The sequence below is a fragment of the Streptosporangium sp. G11 genome (assembly GCF_051192615.1).
GTDB lineage: Bacteria > Actinomycetota > Actinomycetes > Streptosporangiales > Streptosporangiaceae > Streptosporangium.
The window spans coordinates 12,499-31,141 of the sequence record NZ_JBPJUQ010000025.1 but is presented as its reverse complement, the minus strand read 5'-3'; the positions used below and the strand labels follow the sequence as shown (position 1 = coordinate 31,141).

Below are 18,643 nucleotides of genomic sequence, written 5' to 3'. Positions count from 1 at the left end.
GGCCCGCCCATGACAGCGCCCGGAACAGCGCCCGGAACAGCGCCCGGAACAACGCCCGAAACGGTGGCCGCGACGGTGGCCGCGCGAGGCGGGCGGCGCGGCCACACGACAGGCGCGACGAAGGGGAGGAAAGGGGCATGCGGTTGCGGCCCCCCTTGACCTGAAGTTAACTTCAGCTTCTAGGGTCGTGGCGTGGCGCCGCCACCCCCTCACCCCGGATACCGCCGGGCCCTGAACGGCCGTCGGCGCCCCCCCCGCATAACGAGCACAGGAAACGTGGTGACGCGTGATGAGCATGGAAATGGCGGCCTGGCATTCGCTGTACAACGCGATGCACGCCCGAGACGACCGAAGGCCCTTCTCGGCGGCCGCGCTGCGGCGCATCGCCGCCTTCGCCCGCCCGCACCGCACCCTGCTGGTGTGGTTCCTGGTGCTGAGCGTGGTGTCGGCGGTACTGGCGGTGGCCACCCCCGTACTGGCCGGGCAGGTGGTCGACGCGATCATCGGCGGCGCCGCGGTAGGCGTCGTGGTCAGGCTGGCCGCGCTGATCGCGGTGATCGCACTGGCCGAGGCGGCACTGGGCCTGCTGACGCGCTGGATGTCGGCGAGCATCGGCGAAGGACTGATCCTGCGGTTGCGCGGCGCCGTCTTCGACCACGTGCAGCGCATGCCGATCGCCTTCTTCACCCGCACCCGTACCGGCGCGCTGGTCAGCCGGTTGAACAACGACGTCATCGGCGCCCAGCGCGCCTTCAGCGACACCCTCTCAGGGGTGGCCGGCAACCTGGTGACGCTCACCCTGACCCTCGTGGTGATGATCGGCATCTCCTGGCAGCTGACCGCGCTGGCACTGGTGCTGCTACCGGTGTTCGTCCTGCCCGCCCGGCGGATCGGCGCCCGCCTGGCCCGGATGGAACGCGAGGCCGCCGACCACAACGCGGCGATGAGCACCCAGATGACCGAACGTTTCTCCGCCCCCGGCGCCACCCTCGTCAAGCTGTTCGGCCGCCCCGCCCAGGAGTCGGCCGAGTTCCTGGCGCGGGCGCAGCGGGTACGCGACATCGGGGTCCGCACCGCGATGGTGCAGTCGGTGTTCGTCACCGCCCTCACCCTGGTCTCGGCGCTGGCACTGGCCCTGGTGTACGGGGTCGGCGGCTTCTACGCGCTGAACGGGCAGCTGGAGCCGGGCGCACTGGTGGCACTGGCACTGCTGCTGACCCGCCTGTACGCGCCGCTGACAGCACTGGCCGGGGCGCGGGTGGAGGTGATGAGCGCCCTGGTCAGCTTCGAGCGGGTCTTCGAGATCCTCGACCTGCGACCGCTGATCACCGACAGGGCCGACGCCCGGACGGTGCCCGAGGGGCCGGTGACGGTGGAGTTCGACCACGTCGGCTTCGCCTACCCCTCGGCCGACAAGGTGTCACTGGCCTCCCTGGAGGAGGTCGCCACCCTGGACGCGCGCGGCGGTGCGACGGTGCTGCACGAGGTGTCCTTCCGCGCCGAGGCCGGCCAGATGATCGCACTGGTGGGCTCCTCGGGGGCGGGCAAGTCGACGATCGCGCAGCTGGTGGCACGCCTGTACGACGTCGACAGCGGCGCGGTACGCCTGTCGGGGGTCGACGTCCGCGAGCTGTCGGCCACCTCGATCCGCCAGACGCTGGGCGTGGTGACCCAGGACGGGCACCTGTTTCACGACTCGATCCGCGCCAACCTGCTGCTGGCCCGCCCCGAGGCCGAAACCGAGGAGCTGTGGCAGGTATTGCGGCGCGCCCGGCTGGCCGACCTGGTCGCGGCGCTGCCCGACGGGCTGGACACCGTGGTCGGCGAGCGCGGCTACCGGCTCTCGGGCGGGGAGCGCCAGCGGCTGACCATCGCCCGGCTGCTGCTGGCCCGCCCCCGCCTGGTGGTACTGGACGAGGCCACCGCGCACCTGGACTCCACCTCCGAGGCCGCGGTCCAGGAGGCACTGGGGGAGGCGCTGGCCGGGCGGACCGCGCTGGTCATCGCCCACCGGTTGTCGACCATCCGCGCCGCCGACCTGATCCTGGTGGTCGAGGACGGGCGGATCGTCGAGCGGGGCACGCACGCCGAGCTGCTGGCCGCCGAAGGCCGCTACGCGCAGCTGCACCGCACCCAGTTCGACCGGCAGGCCACCGCACCGGCCACCCTTGAGGAGGGCAAGGAGATCGCCGGCACCGCCGTGGCCGCCCGCTGAACATCCGAACGCCGCCACCGAGCCCCCGGCCCTCTTCGCCCGCGCCACCGGTGCCGGGGGAGCGGGGCCAAGGGTCAGGCGGAATGCCCGGCGCGGTCGGCGTTGGCGTGGATGGCGTCGCGGATGTAGGCGGTCAGGCCGGTGGCCGCGGCCTCGTAAACGGCGGCGAAACGCGGGTCGGCGACATACATGTCGCCCAGGCCACGATGGATGTCGTAGGAACAGTCATAACACCAGCGGGTGATGTGCGCCCGGTGGTGTTCGGCCAGCTCCATCGCCCGCTGCCCATCGGCCGGCAGCCCCGCGAGGTAGGCCTCCGCGAAGTCGCGCACCGTCTGGGCGGCCTCCTCGGTGAAGTGCGTCCAGTCGGCCTTGGTCATCGCGGCCGTCCGGGCACGCGACTGCCGCCAGGCGTCGGTGTGCCCCCAGCGCCGGCGCGCCTCCTCGTCGTGGTCCTCGGGAACGAAGTCCCCGAAGATCTCAAAACGTTCCTGGGGGGTCAGGGAGATGTTCAAGATGTTCGCCTCCATGGCGTGCTCGACCGCGGCCGCCATCACCTGCAACCGGCCGATGCGCCGGGTGAGGAGTTCGTGCTGGCGCCGCAGATGCGTCAGGGTGTCGGTCGCGGGGTCGTCGAGGATGGCGGTGATCTCCTCCAGCGCGAAACCGAGCTCGCGATAGAACAGCACGTGCTGCAGGCGCTGCAGGTCGGCCTCGGTATAGCGGCGGTATCCCGCCGCGGTGCGCCGCCCCGGCGAGACCAGCCCGATCTCGTCGTAGTGGTGCAGCGCGCGCACGCTGACCCCGGCGATACGCGCCACCTGCCCGACGGCGTAGTCCGCCGCGTACCTCATGGTGGTCCCCTCGTTCACCGTGCCAGCCTGCACCCTCACGTTACGGCAGGGTCAAGCCCTCACGTCCGCCCGCCGGGTTTCGGGGATGCTTGAGGGTGCTTGGGGGTGCGCCGTCATGGCAGGGTCAGAGGGGCCACCGGGGGAGCGGGGGAGCCGGCACTCAGCCCGACGCGGGACCCCGCAGCAACGGATGCGACCGCATCGCCACCTCCAGCTCCCCGGGCAGCTCATCACGGTAGCGGCCCAGCGTCGCCAGGTCGCTGTGCCCCAGCACCCGCCGCACCGCGTCCATGTCCACCGCATCGGCCAGCAGATGGGTGGCCGTGGTGTGCCGCAACCCGTGCGGCGTCACCGAACGGCGACGATCGGGATCCACCTTGCGCTGCACCCGGTCGATCACCGCCTGCACATCCCCCCGCGCCAGACGCCGCCCCCGCCACGACAGCAGCAACGCCTTGTCGGTGGAGGCCGTCCGCCCGTGCAGCAGATAGGCCTCCAGCACCAGCGCGACATCCCCGGGCAGCGGCACGTCCCGCGTCTTGCCACCCTTACCGAAGATCCGCCAGTACCGCACCCCGTCGTTGGTGTAGAAATCCTCCACATTGGCCCGGACCAGCTCCGACACCCGCGGCCCCATCGTCGACAACATCAACACGATCAGCCCGTCACGCAGCTCGGTGTGCTGGTCACGCCGGCGCGCCCGCCCCGCACCCGCCACAGGCGCCTCGGCCACCGCCGCACCACCGTCCGGCCCGCCACCCAGCTCACGCGCCGCACCGATCAGCCCCCGCGCCTGCTCACGCGTCAGCGCCCGCCGCTCCGGCCGCAACCCCCCGCGCTCCCTGGCCGTCACCGTCGCCATCGCCATCGGATTGACCTGCACCCACCCCGCCAGCACCGCGTGCTTGAACAACGCCGAGATCGACCGCCGAAACCGCGCCTGGGAGGAGGCCGACTGCAACGCGCCCGCCCTGTCGTCGGGCTGCGAGCGCCGCCGCCCGTCGGGCTTGCGGGCGAAGGCCAGCAGGACGGCGTCCACATCCTCCCCGGTCAGATCGTCCAGGACCACCTCCTCGCCCGCCAGATCCACGAAGGTGGCCACATCGCGCGCGTACACCTCCGCCGTCGACATCGACAGCGCACCGGTCAGGGTCTTGGCCCGCACCAGCTCCACGTAACGATCGGCCGACTCGCCCACGCTGAGACGATTCAGATCAGCTGGCCGCATGATCCCGGCGACACCCCTCCCGCATCCGGGCGGCCGTCAACGGCCGCTCACCTCGCACCAGTGCCACATTCCCACCCGCCGAAACACCGCCACCGCCGTCACCCACCCGGACGCCGTGGCCGGCCACGACCGCGGGGGAGTGGCCCGCCCCGCGCAGTACCGATCATGTTCATCCCCCCACGGTAGACGAACGCCCGCACCCGCAGGGGCCACCGGAAAAGTCCCGCCGCCCCGTCCCGGCTGGAAGCATAAATCCCCGCGAATGTCCCAGACCGCAAACAACACGAAACCAGCGTGAACAGTGTGTTACGGCCTGCACACCCCCCTACCGAACCACCGCGCCAACCGGGAAGCTGACCTCGTTCCCCGCCCCCGGCAAGCCCCGGAAAGGACGTACATGCTCAGGCGCACCCAGCTGTTCGGCCGCAAAACCCGCGTCACCTTCGCCCTGCCCGCCGACCACCCCACCGGCACCGTCAGCGTCGTCGGCGACTTCAACGACTGGAGGCCCGGCCTCCACGAGATGCGCCGCCGCCGCAACGGCACCCGCACCGTCTCGGTCATCCTGCCCCCCGGAATCCACCGATTCCGCTATCTGGCCACCGGCGGCCTCTGGTTCGACGACGACACCGCCGACCACATCGACCACCACAGCAGCGTCATGCACCTGTGAACCCGGCGACCAGGTGAAACCCCCTCACCCGCCCTCGCCGATCTCGGCCAAGGCCGCCCGCAGACGGCCGGCGAGGTCGAGAGCCTGCCGCACAGACCAGGGGATCACCCCGTTCTCGGTCATCAGCGCGTGATACTGCTGGTGCTCGTAGGGAGTGCCCGCGGGCAACGGGGCGATGTGCCAGTGCAGGTGGGCGTTGCCCTGCCGGCTGCCCAGCGACAACAGATAGGTGCGCTCGCAGGGGACAACGGCCTCGACCGCCAGAGCGACCCGGCGAACCGTCCGCATCAGCCGCAGGTAGGCCTCCTCGTCCAGGTCCCGCACCACGTGCTCGACGTGGGCCTTGGGCGCCACCAGCACCTTGCCGAACATCGTGGGGTAGCGGTCCAGGAAGGCGACGTGGTGCTCGTCCTCGAAGACGATCCGCTCGAGGTCGTATCCGGGGACACCCGCCACGACAGCGCAGACGAAACAGGGGCCAAACCTGACACGCTGGACATAACTAGCCAGATCAAACGATTCTTTCCGCTGGGGGAGTGGCTCACCACCGGAGGGATTCAACCTCATGCTCCTGCCTTCGGCTTGGTTGAACTCATCCAATAAATCTACATTGTAAAGGTGATGGCTGGACTCCAAGATCATTTACAATGGACTAAAGACAGACCTCAACAAACAAGAGGGCCGCAGCCATTCAGGGGTCGTGGCGCCTGGCGTCGGGGGCGGCGATTGAGGTCGGTCGAGGTGCACGACGAGTTCAGGGCACGGATGGTGCGCAGATCGGTTCATACGGCTCGCCTGGCACGTAGAGGTTCCACTCCTCGCGCGTGATTGCCCGCTGGGCCAGGGCGCATACGCCGGCCTCCAGGTCGGGGGGCAGGTTCACGTCCCACAGCCGGATGGTGGCGTCGTATCCGGTGCTGACGAGGGTGCGGCCGTCGGGGGTGAAGGCGATCCCGGAGGCGTCCTGGTCGTGCCCTGTCAGTGGACGGCCGAGCTGCCGTCTGGTGGCGACGTCCCACAGCCGGATCGTGCTGTCGCGGCCGGCGCTCGCGAGGAGCCGGCCGTCGGGACTGAAGGACACCGTCCATACCGCGTGGGTGTGGCCCACCAGCGGCTGGTCCTTCTGCCGGCCTGTGCGCAGGTCCCACAGCCGGATCGTGCGGTCGTTGCTCGCGCTGGCCAGGACCGAACCGTCCATGGTGAACGCGAGGTGTGTGACGGCGTCGATGTGGCCGCGCATCGGGGGGGTTTTCTCGCGGCGCGTGCGTCGATCCCATTGCCGGACGGTCCCGTCGTCCATGCCCGCCGCGAGGGTGGCGCCGTCGGGGGCGAAAGCGAGCGTGGAACCGTGGACACCCGTCACCGGCAGGCCGATCTGCCGGCGGGTGCCCACATCCCAGAACCGTAACGTGCCGTCCGCGCCGGTGCTGGCGAGCATCGTCCCGTCCGGGGTGAAGGCGAGGCCGCGCACCCAGCTGCTGCCGTTGTCCTCGGTGTGGCCGCGCAGGGGCGGCCCGATCTGCCGCTGGGTGGTGACCGTTGGAGGTGGCGAGCGTGTGGCCGTCGGGGGTGATGGCTGCGTCGTAGATGTCGCCGGTGCCGGGCCGGGTGATGGGGCGGCCGGTTTGCCGGCCGTGGATGAGGTTCCAGACGCGGACGGTCCCGTCGGCGCCGGCGCTGGCCAACGTCGTTCCGTCCGGGGAGAAGGCCACGTCCAGCGGCGTGCCGGTGTGGCCGACGAGGGGAGCCCCGATTTGCCGGCGGGTGGGGAGGTCGTACAGGACGATCGTGCCTGCGCCGCCGTCGGTGGCCATCGTGGTGCCGTCAGGGCTGACGGCCAGCGCGGTGCCGGGGCCTTGAAGGGGGGTGCCTAGCTGGCGATGGGTGGTGGTGTCCCACCAGCGCACGGTTCCGTCGCTGTCCGCGCTCAGCAGTTTCGTGCCGTCTGGGGTGTAGGCCACCTTCCACGTCACGATGTTGCCCTTGCGGGTGGCCGGGCGGGGCGTGATCTCGCGGTGCCGGGTCACGTCCCAGAACAGCACGGTCCCGTCCGTACCGGCGGTGGCCAGTGCGCGTCCGTCCGGGCTGAAGGCCATGTCCTCGGCCTGGTCGGCGGTGATCTGGGCGATGCGCCGCCGGGTGGCGACATGCCAGAGGTACAGGATGCCGTCGTCTCCCGCGCCGGCCAGGGTCTCGCCGTCGGGGCTGAGCGCCAGGGCGTTGAAGCGCACGGTCTCTTCGTCAAGGACGCCTGCGATGGTGAGCGGGTCGCCGGCGGGGCGTCGAGCGGCGACGTCCCATACGTGTATCGCGCCCCTGTCGGAGTCTTCTGTGCCGCTCGCGCCGAACAGGAGTCTGCCGTCGGGGCTGAAGGCCACTGCTCGTGCTCGTTCGTCCGGTGCGATCGTGAAGCGTGCGATCGGTCGGCCCGTGGTGATGTTCCACAGCCGCACGGTGTTGTCGTGTCCGGCTGAGGCCAGGGTCTTGCCGTCGGGGCTGAAGGCCACCTCCTCGACGTCGGCGATGTGCCCGGTGAACACGGCTCGGGCCGGGTTGAGGAGTGTGGCGGTCATGGCAGCCCTGGCTTCGGGAGTGTCGTTCATTTTTCGTGCGGCGGCCGCCAGTAGGCGTGACAGCGCCGGATCGGATTCGCTCACGTCCACGCTGCGCCCGGCGAGCTCGCGCGAGCGTGCGGCGTTCTCCTGGGCGTTCGCCTCGGTGGCGCGGTCCAACGCGATTGCGGCGCCTGTCAGGGCTGTCACCAGCAGGGTCGCGAGTGCGGCGATGACGGTGTGGCGGGTGCGCGTGACTCGCGTGGCCGCCCGGTGGCCGGCGTGCAGGAACTCGTGGTGCACGCTGGTCAGTGCGGGGCCGCGTAGGGGGTCGGTGTTCCATCGGGGGAACGCTTCCTGTAGTTCTGACAGGCGGCTGCCTCGGTGGAGGAACGCCGGATCTCGGTTTTTGTCCTGCCAGTCCGCGGCACTGTTCAGGAACTGCCGGAAGGCGATGTGGTCGCTGTGGCCGTCGGCGAGCCAGTTGCTCAGCTTGGGCCACGCGTGCAGCATCGCATCGTGGGCGATCTCGACGGTGCCGTGGGTGCCGCCGTCGCCGCCGAGTACGAGTAGCCGCCGGTCGGTGAACGCCTTCAGCACCGCCTCGATGTCGGTGCTTCGATCGGCCGGGTGTCCGGCGAGCAGTTCGCTTCGCGCCAGTCGGCGGCGTGTCGGCCGTCCGTCGGGCCCGATGTCGGCCAGGTTCAGGAAGACCTCGCGGGTGAGGCGCTGCCGCTCGGTGGGCAGGGTGTCGTAAACCTCGTCCGCGGCGGATTCCACCGCATGTGTGATGCCGCCCATCAGGCCGTAGGCGCGGTTCGTCAGTGTGCGGCCCTGTCGTTTCTCCCAGGTGAGCAGCATCGCCTGTGACAGCAGTGGTAGCGCGCCGCTGCCGTAGCCGCCTTCGTCGGCGTGTGAGCGCAGGTCGCTCAGTACGCTTTCGACCAGGCCGGGTTCCAGTTCCAGGTCGGCTGCTGCCGCGGGTCCGGTGATGGTGCGGCGTAGGTCGGATTCGGTCATCGGGCCGAGTATGAATTGCCCGTCCTGTAGTGGTTTGGCCAGTAGGGGGTGGGCGGCGCAGGTGGCGGCGAAGTCGCCGCGTACGGCCAGGATGACCAGTGCCGGCGTGGCCGCGGCTGCGACGAGTGCGGTGAGGAACGCTTCTCGGTCCTTGCTTTCGGCCAGGAGGAAGACTTCTTCGAATTGGTCGACGACCAGTACAAGCCGGCCGGTTTCGGGCTGATCGGCGTTGGCGAGTACGGCGTGCTGCACGGTCAGGTGCGCGTCTTGTGGATTGGCTTGAAGTGATCGGCGTACCGCACTTGGTTCGAGTCTGCCCAGGGTGCTCAGCCGGACTGCCAGTGTGTCGAGCGGGCGTGAGGTCGGTGTCATCACCACCTGTGGCCAGTGCCCGCAATCTGGGGCGCCGGGTAGCAGGCCGCGGGTCAGCGCCGGCAGCAGTCCTGCGCGTAGCAGTGAGGACTTGCCCGCGCCGGAGGCGCCCGTCATCATGGCCATCCCTGGTGTGGGCAGTCGTTCGGCGAGTTTGCCCAGCAGTGTGGCGGTGGCGCGTTCGCGGCCGTAGAAGATGGGGGAGTGGTTGCGCTCGAATGGCCACAGTCCTCGGTACGGTGCTTCGTCCAGCCATTTGGGGTTGTCGATGTTTGCTCGTGGTGAGGTGGCCGTGCGCCGGTGGACGGCGGCGATCTCTTCGCGTATGAGGGTCAGCTGTACCGACTGCTGGAGGGCGAGATCTCGGTCGTGCCACTGTTCGGCGGCTTGGCGGTGCAGGGTTTCCTGTAGTTGTGTGGCTTTGCCCGACAGGTCGATCAGTAGTTGGCGGAACTCGGCGAAGTTTCCGCTCAACTCGGCGAAGACGGTCGTGAGGTGGGCCTGTAGTCGCTGGTCTTTGTTGATGACCGCCGCTTCGAGGGCGGCTCCTGCCGCGTCGATCTTGTGCAGCACTGCGGCGATAGCCTGGCGGAGGTCCGGCGCGTTGGTGTCGTCGGCTTCCAGCGCTCGCAGGAGGCGGGCGCCGATCTCGTCTTCGATCTCTTCTTGCGAGGGTGGGCGGCCGGCGGTTCGCCGTCGTACCGCGTCCATCGACTTGATGATCACATCGGCCAGCACGTTGCCGCCCACACCGGCGAGCACTTGGGCTCCGGCGGTGACAAGGCCGTCGGTGCCGGTGAGGGCGAGTGGCATCAGGGCGCTGGCGCACAATGTCGCGATGACCGCGTGCGGGGACCGCTTCAGCAGGCTGTTCCCGCTTCGGCGTACCGCCAGGGCGATCCGTGCCCGCGCCGCGTGAGTCTGGGAGTCGCTGGCCTCGTCGCCGGCCTCGTCGGCGGTCGATTCCATGCGCAGTCTCCTCTGTCGGTCCGCGAAGGCACCCGCCTCTGTCTGTTATCGCGGACGAGCCTGGCACCGCTACACCGGTCATGGCCGGCGGGGGAGTGGACAGGGTCTGGGTGTCTTGAGGTTGTTACGACGGTGTTGGGATGCGCTGGTTTGTTGGTGTTCGGTGTGCGGGACTTCCTGCGGGGTGTCGCGTTCGGAGGTGCGTGCTTTCGGTGGTTGAAAGGGAAATTGATCACTTGGCGGGAGAATAGCGATATACCGCACGATTTATACTGACCCGCGATAACATCACTTATCATGGGTCAGAATAACCCCCCGAACAAGGCCTCCGGAGGCCGCCGAGTGACACATGACGGGCACCGTGAGGAGCCGATCGCCGGGCGAATCGTCCGGGTGGGGGAGTGGGGCCCGGAGGGGACGGTCGCGCCCGCCGGTGCGGGAGGGCACACCGCGGCGGACTACGCGCTCAGCGACCGGGTTCGGGCTCGGATCGCCGACGGCGTCCCTCCCAACACGCGGCGCGCTTATGAACGCCAATGGGCCGCTTTCTTCACCTGGTGCGCCGAGCGCGGCCGGGTCGAGCTGCCCGCCACCGGCCACACCCTGGCCGAGTACGTCGAGACGCTGTGCGCCGCCGAGCGGGCCCCGGCCAGCATCGAGCAGGCCATCGCCTGCGTGCGCACCATGCACCGCCTGGCCGGCCACCACAACCAGCCCGCCACCGACGCCGCCCGCCTGGCGCTACGCGCCTACAAACGCGCCCGCGCCGAGACCGGTGCCCGCGGCCAGCGCGAGGCCCCGCCCGTGGGCATCGACGCGCTGCGCGCCATGGTCGGCGCCTGCGACCTGAACACCCGCATCGGCCTGCGCGACCGGCTCCTGCTGGTGCTGGGCCTGGCCCTGATGGGCCGACGCTCCGAACTCGTCGCCCTGACCTGCGACGACGTCCGCGAGGTTCCCGACGGGCTGGAGGTCACCATCCGCACCTCCAAGACCGACAAGGACAGCCGGGGCGAGACCATCGCCATCCCCCGTGGCAGCCACCCCCTGACCGACCCCGTCGCCGTCTGGACCGACTGGATGGCTGTACTCAGCGAGACAGGACAGACCTCCGGGCGACTGCTGCGTCGCATTGACCGGCACGGCAACCTCGGACCCCGCCTCGGTGCCGATGCCGTCAACGTCATCGTCCGCGACCTCGCCGTCCGCGCCGCCGTCGCCGGCGCCGAGACCTTCACCGCGCACAGCCTGCGCGCCGGAGGCGCCACCGTCGCCTACGCCGCGGGCGTCCCGGTCTCCGTCATCGCCAAGCACGGCCGCTGGGCTCCGGCCTCCCCGGTCGTGCTGCGCTACATCCGCGCCGTCGACCGCTGGCGCGACAACGCCATGCGAAACGTCGGCCTGTGAGCCCGCCATCGCGAAAAGTGGCGCCTGTTCCGGCGTGGGCGATCTCGGGCCGCGACCGGTCGCGGCCCGGCAGGGCGATGGTGTGGTCGATGGCCGAGGCGTGGGCGCGGCGATCGGCTCACGTATCCGCCCCCCCTCGGGGAACAACGCCGCGCGTCTGCCGGCCCGCTGGGACGCCGACTCGGAACGGGCCTTCGTCCGCAAGATGAACGCGGTCGCCGCCAAGCCGGACATGAAGAACACCACCTACACCGGAGCGAGCGGAAGCCGGTCGAGGTCGCGAACCCGCAGGAGCGCCAATGTGTGCTTCTCGCCACCTGGCCTCCCGCTCGCCACCTGGCCTCCCGAATGACCTCATCAGGCAGACCACCCGGCAAGCCCGCAGCAAGAACCGGGCGAGTGGACCGCCATCTGCTCGCCTCGGCTTCGCCGCACCGCGTCTGTATCCCGCAGCCCGCGTGACGCGTTCTCGTCCAACGTCACGCTCCCAGCGCAGGCATGCACCGTGCTGCGCGCCCCCCAACAACTCGGGGCCAAAGTTCGCCATCGCCGGCCGTCGCCCCCGGAGCAGATGAAAGAGCACCGGCAGAACGGCCAGATGGTCACGAAACATCTCAAATTCGGACATTAGCGCCGGGGGAGTCTATCGCTCATGTCGCCACCGCTTGCGTCACGTAACGGTCCTGTCGCGTATCGCGGCCGGAGTCCGCGCCGGATGAGATCAAGTGAGACAACTCGCTTCATGGAGCAGGCTCAGCGAGACGGCCGGGCCGCAGGCTCCTCGCCGGAGCAGATTCACTGAGACGGGACATGAGACGAGGGCCGCGTTCCGCGAGACAGGGCAAGAACACTGCTTTGCGGGCTTGAGATGGGGCGTTCTTTAACCATACAGAATTGAGCTTCTGTATGGTTAAGGATGTTTTGTGCTGATAGGGGGTGTGCGGTGTGCCCGTGCGGGTTTTTGCCTGCAGGGTGCTCCCCGCCGCGCGAAGGCGGAGAACGGTGCGGCTTTCTCCCGGGTGCGCCATGGCGCCCGGAGCCCTTTTCCGTGCATGATCACCCCCGCTTGATCGTTTCGTCAAACAAGATCCACAAGCCGCCGGACCGTCCAAAATGATCAAGGGGCTGAGGTTCCGCTGTTTGATGGCAGCGGCTGTCATCGTTCACGAAATCGGCGCCCAGGTGGCCTCTCCCCCATGCCGTCAGGGCAAATATTCGCCTTGGTGGACGAATGTGGGCAGGTCAGTGCCGCTGAAGATCCTCACGGCCGGCAAGCCGCTCTGGATCCGATGGTGGACCACTCCCCCGGTTGGTGATCTCACCGATGGGGCGCGGGCGTGATACCCGGCATCGGGCGACGGTGACTGCGACCGGTGGGTGGCGATGAGACCCATGGCGTAACGGGAAGGTTACCGACGGTACCGGCGAAGGGCACAGGGCGCACGAGAACGAGCAGCGCAGGCCCACCGCGTTCGCCGAAGCGTGGGAGAGCCACCTGGCCGCGCTGCTGGCCCAAGACACCGTGAAGATATCGGGCCGGTCACCGATCACTGCCGCCGGTCGACGCCCGGTTTAGCCGGGCGGCTCCGCCAGCCGCTCCGGCCGGGTCCAACCGGACCAGCCACGCTCGCGCATCAGATCCAGCAACCGCTTCGACCGCGGGTCGGACTCGGCGGCAAGTGCGTCGATAAGGTCAAACGCTAGATCATGGTGCGTCATCTCGCCGGAAGTGTATGCCTGCTCGGCCAGGCCGGCCAGGATGTCGGCGGATTCCTCCAGACGCGGGTCGTCGCCTGCGCCGCCTTCCAACAGCTCCGACAGGATCCGATAGAGGCGAACGATTCGCGGGTCATCGAGCTGCGTGAATTTCCCGGGCATAACCTCGCGGATGTAATCGGGCCAGCGAGCCGCAACCAGGATCCACCCGTCCCGCTCACCCTCCACCACCCGCTCTGACACCCCGATCTCCCGAAGCCGATCGAGAAAGGCGACCACCTCCGGCGGGAGCGCCAGACTGTCCCCGGAAGCGAGCTGCGCGATCTGCTTGCGGCTGGCCTCAAGCCGTTCGATCTCCTCGCGCAGGTGACCGTCGATCCTTTGGACCGCTTCGGTAAAGGTCGACGCGTCGGCTTCGAGCATCTGACCGATCTGAGACAGCGGTACGCCCGCGCCGGCGAGGGTGTAGATCTTGATGAGGGACACGACCGCCGTTGCGCCATACCGCCGGTAACCCGAGGCGTCCCGCTCCGGCTCGGGCAGGAGTCCGATTTGGTGATAGTGCCGCACCGCCCGCACCGTGACGCCGGCATAAGCCGCCAGTTGACCAATCGTCAGCATGCTCTGATCCTGCCCTCAAACTCGCCCAGACTCGGCCGACGCCGGCTCAGGAGAGCCTGCAACGGTAGGAGATGGCGGTCCAGACGTCGGTGCCGACCGGTCACTGTGTGAGCAGGTCGCGGATCGTGTTGACGATGGGGGCCACCGGCTGGTTCTCGGCGAAGACGCGCAGCGGGCCGGGCATGGTGTCGGTGGGCACGAAGGCCGAGCTGAGGAACGGCAGGAAGATGAGCGGGTAGGAGAGCTCGGAGTTCCACACGCGGGCTGTCTCAACCAAGGCAGGACCGGACGGCCTTGGCCAGGTTCGACGCCCGCGGGTCGTCGGGCCGGAAGTTCCAGAGGTTCGTGACGTAGCCGAAGCCAACACCGGCATCGGGGTCGCCGAGGGCGATCGATCCGCCGGAGCCCGGGTGGCCGAACGACCCCGGCCCGACCATCGGCGCCGGAGGGCATGCTCGCCAGAACCCCAGCGACATGTAGAAGGAGCGGTCGGCCGGGATGTTCAGGCCCGGCGGCAGTCCGTACATCCGCGTCTTGTCGGTCTGGACGGCTGTCATCCTCTCGACCGTTGACGGATCGAGCAGCCGCACTCCGTCGACGTCGCTGACCGTGGCGGCGTACATCCGCGCCAGCGAGTGCGCGTCCGCGAGCATGTTCGCGGCCGGGAACTCCGCCGCGCGCCAGGCACGCGTCAACACATACTCCCCGGACGCGTTGTCCAAGGCGCCGCCGAGCTCGCCGGCGCGCATCTGGATCGAGCCCGGACTCCACATCGATTCGACCCATGCGGTGACCGTCTCCGCATCGAGCCCGGTCGTCGCGATCATCCCGGCGAGCAGCTCCTCCACGCTGAACGGAGCGGCGTAGTGGAGCCGGGCCACCCGTTCCTCGTGTTCCTCGGGCAGCCCGATCCAGGCGCTCAGCCCGAGCGGGGCGGCCACCTCCTCGGCGAAGAACGTGCCCAGGGACTTGCCGCAGATCCGGCGCACGACCTCCCCGACCAGGAACCCGAACGTGACGGCGTGGTAGACGTGCTCGGTGCCCGGCTGCCACAGCGGCTTCTGCGCCTCGAGTGCGCGGATGACCGGGTGCCATGCGCACGCCTGCTCGAACGTCAGCGGTCCGTCGACGAGCGGGAGACCGGCCTGGTGTGACAGCAGCCAGCGCACTTTGATCTGTTCCTTGCCGTTGGCGCCGAACTCCGGCCAGTACTGGGCCACCGGGGCGTCCAGATCCAGCTCACCGCGCTGTGCCAGCAGATGGGCACAGATCGCGGTGGCGCCCTTCGTCGTGGATGCGACGTGGACGATCGTGTCGTTGCGCCACGGTCGGTTCGCCTCGCGATCGGCGAGCCCGCCCCACAGGTTGGCGACGGGGCGGCCGCCCACGTAGACGCTGCACGCCGCACCGACCTCGCCGGGGGCCTCGAAGTTCGCGCGGAACGCGTCAGCGAGCTTTCCCCAGCCTTCCGCCACACCGTGTTCGAGATCGTCACCGCCACCGCTCATGAAAGCGTTGTCGCGGCCCTGATCGGCTGTCATTCGGATATCCATTCTCTCGTTACGGTTTGTCGCCCGGGTACCGCCGTCGATGGCGTTGGTCAGTCCTTTCCCCCTTGGACTGATCCACTGACCCTCCAGGTGGTTCCAAGCATGGAGGGCTGACGCAGCGTCAAGGTCAAGCCCACAGGGCAGATTCGATTCGTCTGCGTACGTCGATCGTCCGGAACCCGGCGCCGTCCTGCCGGGCGGGCGCGCACCGCCTCTACTGGGAGTGCACCACCATGGAGCCGCGCTCGATGTGGCGGGGCCGAGGCCACGATCCGGGAGATCCGCCTGGGCGTCGGCGGCTCGATCCGCTCCTCGCGCAGGTGCCTGAGCAGTTCCTCCCGAACTCGGTCAGGCCGCCGCTGCGCGTGTGCGACCTTCCAGGTCGGCCACATCGCCGGCTTCGTCGCGTCCGCCGTCGTGCAGGTGCGAAAACCCAGGTGCGTGCGGATTTGATGGCGGTGGTACTCGATCGTGGAGCCGGACCACTCATAGAAGCCCAGCTCCGACGCGGGAACCTGGACCTGCTTGGCCACGTGATCGATCATGTCGTCCGGCAGCTCTGAACGGCCGCGCGGGAACCGGCCGTACCGCGTGTAGAACTTCAGCAAGATCGCGAAGCCAAGTCGCGTGGCGTCGCGCTTTCCGGCGACTAGGCCTCGCTCTTCGTCCAGGATCGTCCAGTGCTCGGCCAGCTCATCGATGTGCATCGGGGGTGTTTCATGACCATCCAGCATTGACCAGGCAAGCCACAGCACGATCAGCGCCGTTTGGGGCTCATGACACGTTTCTTACCAGCACCCCATGTTGAATCGGCTACGGTCTGAGCGTTTCACGTGCTGTCGGGCCGGTGGGTGTCGCGGAGGAGGTCGGTGGTGGCCTGCCACAGCGCGCGTTGGGTCGCCTCGTCGCGGCCGATCTCGGGGCACTCCAACGGCTGGGCGGTCTTGGCGGCGAAGTAGCCTCCCGTGACGTGGGCGAAGGCGGGGTCGGTCGCGAGTTTCACGATGATGTCGGCGCCGTGGCGGGGGTTGCCGATGTTCAGCCGGGTGAGGATCTTCTCCAGGGTTCGGGCTAGGGGGAGTTCACGCCCGAGCCCGGTGGTGTTGAAGCCTGGGCACAGGCAGGTGACCGCGACGCCCGTTCCCTCGAGCCGGCGACCGAGTTCCTGGGTGAACATGATGTCCATCAGTTTGGTCCGGCCGTACAACGGGTTCGACTCGCGGCGGGTGAAGTCCGCCGTGTCGGTCAGGTCCTTGAGCGGGTCGATGGTGTGGATTCGGCGTGAGGCCCGGGAGGCGACCGTGACGATGCGGGCGGGGGCCGAGGCGGTGAGCTTGTCGCGCAGGGCGTTGGTGAGCACCCAGGGGGCGAGGTAGTTGACCGCGGTCATCTCGGCGAATCCCTCGGAGGTGACCCGCTGGGAGAAGGCGTGCAGACCCGCGTTGTTGATCAGTACGTCGATGCGCGGGTAGTGCGCGTCGATCCGCTCCGCGGAGCGCCGGACGTCGGCGAGCAGGGACAGGTCGGCGAGGAAGACATCGACCGGGGTCTGTGGGGCGACCTGTTCGATCTCCTGGCGCAGCGCGTCTGCTTTGTTCCTGCTGCGGGCGACGATGCCGAGGCGGGCGCCGGTGCGGGCCAGGTCGAGAGCGGCCAGGCGGCCCAGGCCGTTCGTCGCACCGGTCATGACGATGACGGGCCGGGTGTCCATGGGTTCTCCTTTTCACGATAATGGTGAGGTACCTCATTAAGGTAGCATTTCGATGAGGTACCTCACCAATTGAGTGACGGCGAGAGGAGACGACCATGAAGGACCGGATGGCGACGCCCGCGGAGATCGGCCTGCGGTACCTGTCGCTCGGATACCGCCTGCGCAAGGTCGTCGACGACGGCATGACGGCCGGAGGACTGTCATTGGCCCGTACGAAGGTCCTGCGGGTGCTCGATGGGCGCGGTGTCATGCGGCAGTCGTCACTGGCGCGGGAACTCGGTCACGCCCCCCGGTCGGTCACCCAGTCCGTCGAGGCCCTGGAGCGCGAGGGACTGATCGAACGGGCGGCGGATCCCGGGGACGGGCGGTCCAAACTCGTCAGCCTCACCCCCGAGGGCGCCAGAGCGCTGGCCGCCGGTACGGCGGCGGGCGAACGCGTCCTGCGCGAGATATTCGGGACGCTGGACAGCGAGCAACTGGCAGACCTGGGCAAACTCCTCGACGCCATCGACGCGGCCTTCGACGCCTGACACACTGCCGCAAGAAGCAAGGAGCGAGAACCCGGCCGCGGCTACCAACCCACCCGGTCGAAGGCCACCTTCGATGTCTTCACGATCACTTTCGAAGGACGTCTGTCAGTCGGCCAGGAGTAGATGACCGAGAGGAAGTCGTCGAGGTTGGTAGCCGGTCCGCGGTACGGCTCAGCGGCGCCCTGGCGCCGGCCTTGCGCCGTCTTCGAGCCGCCGGTGCCCGCCGGACCGCTCCGGCCGTGAGCCGCCGGACCTCTCGCGCCCGGGCCGGAGCGACATCCGCCCCGGCCCGGGCGCGCGGCCGACGGGTGCCGGACGGCCGGTCAGGGGTTCTTGACGATCGGCGTTTCGGCGGGCTTGTGGTCCGGCGTGCCCGCCGGCATCCGGTCCACCTTGTGCTTCGGCTCGCCGGTCGGCGGCTGCTCCACCTGGTCGGCGGGCGGGGCCGTGACCGTCACCGGGGTGCCGAAGTCCTTGAAGTCCAGGACGTTTCGCTGGCCGGTGCCGCCGAAGACGACTTCCAGCCGCCGGACCCGTCCCTGCTCGTCCACGTTCACGGCTCCCGTGATCTCCGCCGCCCCGTCCACGGCCTCCTTGAGGCCGGGCTCCCTCTCATCCTTCAGCGAGAACGTGAACCTCTGGCCGGTCCAGCCCTGGCCGGAGGCGGAGCCGTCCTCACGGACGTCGGTGGCCGAACGGAGTCGTCGCAGGGCCGCCTGAGGGTCCAGTGGAGCGAGCTTGACCAGGGCGACAACCTGCGGAGCGTTCTTCAGCTCCTCCTCGATGCGCGCGGAGACCATCCACTTTCCCTCGCGCTGCTGCCGGACGTACATCAGGTCGCCGATGAACCGGGTTTCGGCCCCGTCCCCGGCCCTGGTGATGACGCCCACGCGCTGGGCGGGGTCGAAGGCGCCGTCGAAGGTCTTGGCACCGCTGGTGCTGTGGATCCGGTAGCTCTCCCGGCTGGTGTTCTCGGCCGCGGCGGCCACCTGGGCCTGCGCCGAGGGCTGGCCCGCCGGCAGGAACAACGCGACCACCCCCACCGCGGCCGCGACGCCCATCGAGGCGATCGGGACCAGGACCCGGGCCGGTCCCCGCCTCGGCGTCGCGGCCGCCGGTGCCGGTATCGCGGGCATGAGGTCGATGCCCGCCGGCCGATCCTCGGTGGCCCTGACGAGCAGTGCGCGGATTTCTCTCTCGTTCATGAACGGCTCCTCGTGGTGGT

The 18,643-nt window shown here is 69.2% G+C and carries 15 protein-coding genes and 1 pseudogene; 5 read left to right on the top strand and 11 right to left on the bottom strand.

Annotated elements, in window-relative coordinates; translation table 11 throughout:
• Positions 1-289: 289 nt before the first annotated feature.
• A complete protein-coding gene (locus ACSDR0_RS23160; RefSeq protein ID WP_435290961.1) occupies positions 290-2,215 on the top strand; it encodes an ABC transporter ATP-binding protein in 1,926 nt (641 codons plus the stop codon).
• Between the two features lie 74 nt (positions 2,216-2,289).
• Here the strand turns inward: ACSDR0_RS23160 and ACSDR0_RS23155 are convergent, their stop codons facing one another.
• Together ACSDR0_RS23155 and ACSDR0_RS23150 are read right to left on the bottom strand one after the other, a co-directional pair.
• Positions 2,290-3,108 (bottom strand): MerR family transcriptional regulator, encoded by an 819-nt coding sequence (locus ACSDR0_RS23155; RefSeq protein WP_435290960.1) that lies wholly within the window; start codon positions 3,106-3,108, stop codon positions 2,290-2,292.
• A 121-nt stretch (positions 3,109-3,229) separates the two neighbouring features.
• Complete coding sequence (locus ACSDR0_RS23150) at positions 3,230-4,297, bottom strand: tyrosine-type recombinase/integrase (protein ID WP_435290959.1); 1,068 nt, start codon at positions 4,295-4,297, stop codon at positions 3,230-3,232.
• Positions 4,298-4,694: 397 nt separating this feature from the next.
• Here ACSDR0_RS23150 and ACSDR0_RS23145 point away from each other — a divergent pair, with 397 nt between their 5' ends.
• Positions 4,695-4,970, top strand: a complete 276-nt coding sequence (locus tag ACSDR0_RS23145; protein WP_435290958.1) for an isoamylase early set domain-containing protein — start codon at positions 4,695-4,697, stop codon at positions 4,968-4,970.
• Between the two features lie 24 nt (positions 4,971-4,994).
• Here ACSDR0_RS23145 and ACSDR0_RS23140 read toward each other — a convergent pair whose 3' ends face one another.
• The 3 genes and pseudogenes from ACSDR0_RS23140 to ACSDR0_RS23130 form a co-directional block, all read right to left on the bottom strand.
• On the bottom strand, positions 4,995-5,426 hold the full coding sequence (locus ACSDR0_RS23140; protein WP_435290957.1) for an HIT family protein: 432 nt from the start codon (positions 5,424-5,426) through the stop codon (positions 4,995-4,997).
• Positions 5,427-5,724: 298 nt separating this feature from the next.
• A complete protein-coding gene (locus ACSDR0_RS23135) occupies positions 5,725-6,477 on the bottom strand; it encodes a WD40 repeat domain-containing protein (RefSeq protein WP_435291032.1) in 753 nt (250 codons plus the stop codon).
• Positions 6,478-6,625: 148 nt separating this feature from the next.
• A pseudogene (locus ACSDR0_RS23130) lies at positions 6,626-9,625 on the bottom strand (nSTAND1 domain-containing NTPase); the annotation flags it as partial.
• 555 nt (positions 9,626-10,180) lie between these two features.
• Here ACSDR0_RS23130 and ACSDR0_RS23125 point away from each other — a divergent pair.
• Positions 10,181-11,290 (top strand): tyrosine-type recombinase/integrase, encoded by a 1,110-nt coding sequence (locus ACSDR0_RS23125; RefSeq protein ID WP_435290956.1) that lies wholly within the window; start codon positions 10,181-10,183, stop codon positions 11,288-11,290.
• 82 nt (positions 11,291-11,372) lie between these two features.
• Positions 11,373-11,642, top strand: a complete 270-nt coding sequence (locus tag ACSDR0_RS23120; protein WP_435290955.1) for a hypothetical protein — start codon at positions 11,373-11,375, stop codon at positions 11,640-11,642.
• Between the two features lie 1,220 nt (positions 11,643-12,862).
• Here ACSDR0_RS23120 and ACSDR0_RS23115 read toward each other — a convergent pair.
• The 5 genes from ACSDR0_RS23115 to ACSDR0_RS23095 form a co-directional block, all read right to left on the bottom strand.
• Positions 12,863-13,627: a MerR family transcriptional regulator gene (locus ACSDR0_RS23115; RefSeq protein ID WP_435290954.1), complete on the bottom strand. Its 765-nt coding sequence runs from the start codon at positions 13,625-13,627 to the stop codon at positions 12,863-12,865.
• A 100-nt stretch (positions 13,628-13,727) separates the two neighbouring features.
• Positions 13,728-13,904, bottom strand: coding sequence for a hypothetical protein (locus tag ACSDR0_RS23110; RefSeq protein ID WP_435290953.1), 177 nt, complete (start codon positions 13,902-13,904; stop codon positions 13,728-13,730).
• Entirely contained in the window at positions 13,897-15,168 is a 1,272-nt protein-coding gene (locus tag ACSDR0_RS23105; protein WP_435290952.1) for a serine hydrolase domain-containing protein, read from the bottom strand. The genes ACSDR0_RS23110 and ACSDR0_RS23105 overlap by 8 nt, the downstream gene beginning before the upstream one ends.
• 59 nt (positions 15,169-15,227) lie before the next feature.
• Positions 15,228-15,884 (bottom strand): DUF4158 domain-containing protein, encoded by a 657-nt coding sequence (locus ACSDR0_RS23100; RefSeq protein ID WP_435290951.1) that lies wholly within the window; start codon positions 15,882-15,884, stop codon positions 15,228-15,230.
• A gap of 122 nt (positions 15,885-16,006) precedes the next feature.
• Complete coding sequence (locus ACSDR0_RS23095; RefSeq protein ID WP_435290950.1) at positions 16,007-16,888, bottom strand: SDR family NAD(P)-dependent oxidoreductase; 882 nt, start codon at positions 16,886-16,888, stop codon at positions 16,007-16,009.
• Positions 16,889-16,983: 95 nt separating this feature from the next.
• On the opposite strand from ACSDR0_RS23095, the gene ACSDR0_RS23090 reads away from it, so the two are divergent.
• Positions 16,984-17,418 (top strand): MarR family winged helix-turn-helix transcriptional regulator, encoded by a 435-nt coding sequence (locus tag ACSDR0_RS23090; protein ID WP_435290949.1) that lies wholly within the window; start codon positions 16,984-16,986, stop codon positions 17,416-17,418.
• Positions 17,419-17,741: 323 nt separating this feature from the next.
• Here the strand turns inward: ACSDR0_RS23090 and ACSDR0_RS23085 are convergent, their stop codons facing one another.
• A complete protein-coding gene (locus ACSDR0_RS23085; protein WP_435290948.1) occupies positions 17,742-18,623 on the bottom strand; it encodes a hypothetical protein in 882 nt (293 codons plus the stop codon).
• Positions 18,624-18,643 lie beyond the last annotated feature (20 nt).